Annotated in this window: 2 protein-coding genes; both read left to right on the top strand. The window is 36.6% G+C overall.

What is annotated here, in order from left to right:
- The first annotated feature begins 106 nt into the window (after positions 1–106).
- Complete coding sequence (locus ASJ81_RS12340; RefSeq protein ID WP_095644693.1) at positions 107–586, top strand: hypothetical protein; 480 nt, start codon at positions 107–109, stop codon at positions 584–586.
- A 356-nt stretch (positions 587–942) separates the two neighbouring features.
- Positions 943–1,365 (top strand): secondary thiamine-phosphate synthase enzyme YjbQ, encoded by a 423-nt coding sequence (locus tag ASJ81_RS12335; RefSeq protein ID WP_095644692.1) that lies wholly within the window; start codon positions 943–945, stop codon positions 1,363–1,365.
- Positions 1,366–1,644 lie beyond the last annotated feature (279 nt).

Raw genomic sequence — 1,644 nt, 5'->3', positions numbered from 1 at the left:
AACTACTTAATATTATTTAACTACTTAATATTATTTAACTACTTAATATTATTTAGAAAAATTAATATGAATGTCTATTATTGATAATCTGCCGAGGGAAAGTTGATTGACAAACGATTCAAACAAAAACTGGACTAAAGTCTGTGGAGTTTTACTGGCAGTCTTTGTCATACTAACTTTGATATTAGGAGTAAAAATGTCAGGTATGAGATCTCCCGACTACCAGCATGGCTATGAAGATGGTTACCGAGACAGCTATCAGAGTGCTTTCAATAGTAACTATTATGATGTCAAAAGCGGCTTAGGTGATAATAGCAGTTATAACGAAGGTTACATACATGGCTATGACGAAGGCTATCCCGATGGTCAACTAGACCTCGGAGCCCATGAGGAACATGGAACTAGCCAGGCTCTTGAAACCAATCAGGCTCTTGAAACCAGTCAGGCTCTTGAAACCAGCCAGAATAACAAAACTAGCAAGAATAATGAAACCAGTAAGGATAATGAGACAAGCCATGACCGTGAAACCAGCTCTAGTAGTGAAACCAAACAGGGTCGCCAAATTAACTTCAAGAGTGAAAGCTAAGGCAATTGGTGTTCTAGAATCCGAAAATGGGTATTCCTATACTTTTTCCTGATTTTTGCACATTGGTCATCGGTTAAGGAAAAATCGTTATCAATTGCATTGATTTTCATAAAATTTGTTAAATTATTCATCAAATGCAAAACTGGAATCTGATATCGATTTCAATTTAAACACTAAACATTTGGGTTTGAGTTTTTCCGTCGAAATCGAGATCAGCAGCTCAAAATCCTTAACCGAATACAAATGGATTTTTGCATCGATTTCACTACCTTAAAAGCAGTGCAGCTAGCAAGACTAACAGGAGATTCCTCAGATACTTAGAAAAATTTATCAACACTACTCACCAATCATCTTTCATGCCTGTGGAAACAAGAGAAATCTCAGTAACTGGAAAAGAAGACTGTGGAATTGTTGATATTACCGAAATAATCTCAGAAGAAGTAAGAAAATCAAAAATAAGAAATGGAACGGTTACTATCTTTTGCATTGGGTCAACCGGCGCAATAACTACAATGGAATTTGAGCCCAATCTCTCAAAAGATCTCTCTGAAACGCTTAACCAGCTAATCCCTCTTGACAGGGACTATCACCACCACAAAACCTGGGGAGATTATAACGGAGGCTCGCATTTAAGAGCTATGCTCATCGGTCCAAGCCTTACAGTACCTTTTATTGAAAAAAATCTTACTCTTGGGACCTGGCAACAGATTGTGTATATTAACTTTGACAGGATTGAAAAGGTAAGAAGAATCCTACTGCAGATTCTCGGAGACTTTTAAACAGCTTTATTTCCTAAAAAAGAGTTTTTTAAGAACTGTGTTTTATAATAATTTTTCCAAAAAAACTATTTCACTCTGAGAATTTATTTGTTTAAGATCGGGTTTTTCTTAATCCCATTATTCTTCTTATAATCCTGCATATCTTTCCAGGCTGTAGAGAACACCGGAAGAGATTGCAATTCCCATGCAATTGTCCAGTATCACTGAAGATATGATCCCTATTACCTAGCTTCGGCAGGTTAACGCAACTAGAGGTATATATTTTCATATTCCTCTCCC

Origin of the sequence: Methanosarcina spelaei (genome assembly GCF_002287235.1) — an archaeon.
GTDB lineage: Archaea > Halobacteriota > Methanosarcinia > Methanosarcinales > Methanosarcinaceae > Methanosarcina > Methanosarcina spelaei.
This window is presented reverse-complemented; position numbering and strand designations above follow the sequence as displayed.

Bases quoted from the DNA above. Each gene is read 5' to 3' on its own strand.
- ASJ81_RS12335 (WP_095644692.1), top strand. From the start codon at position 943: ATGCCTGTGGAAACAAGAGAAATCTCAGTAACTGGAAAAGAAGACTGT.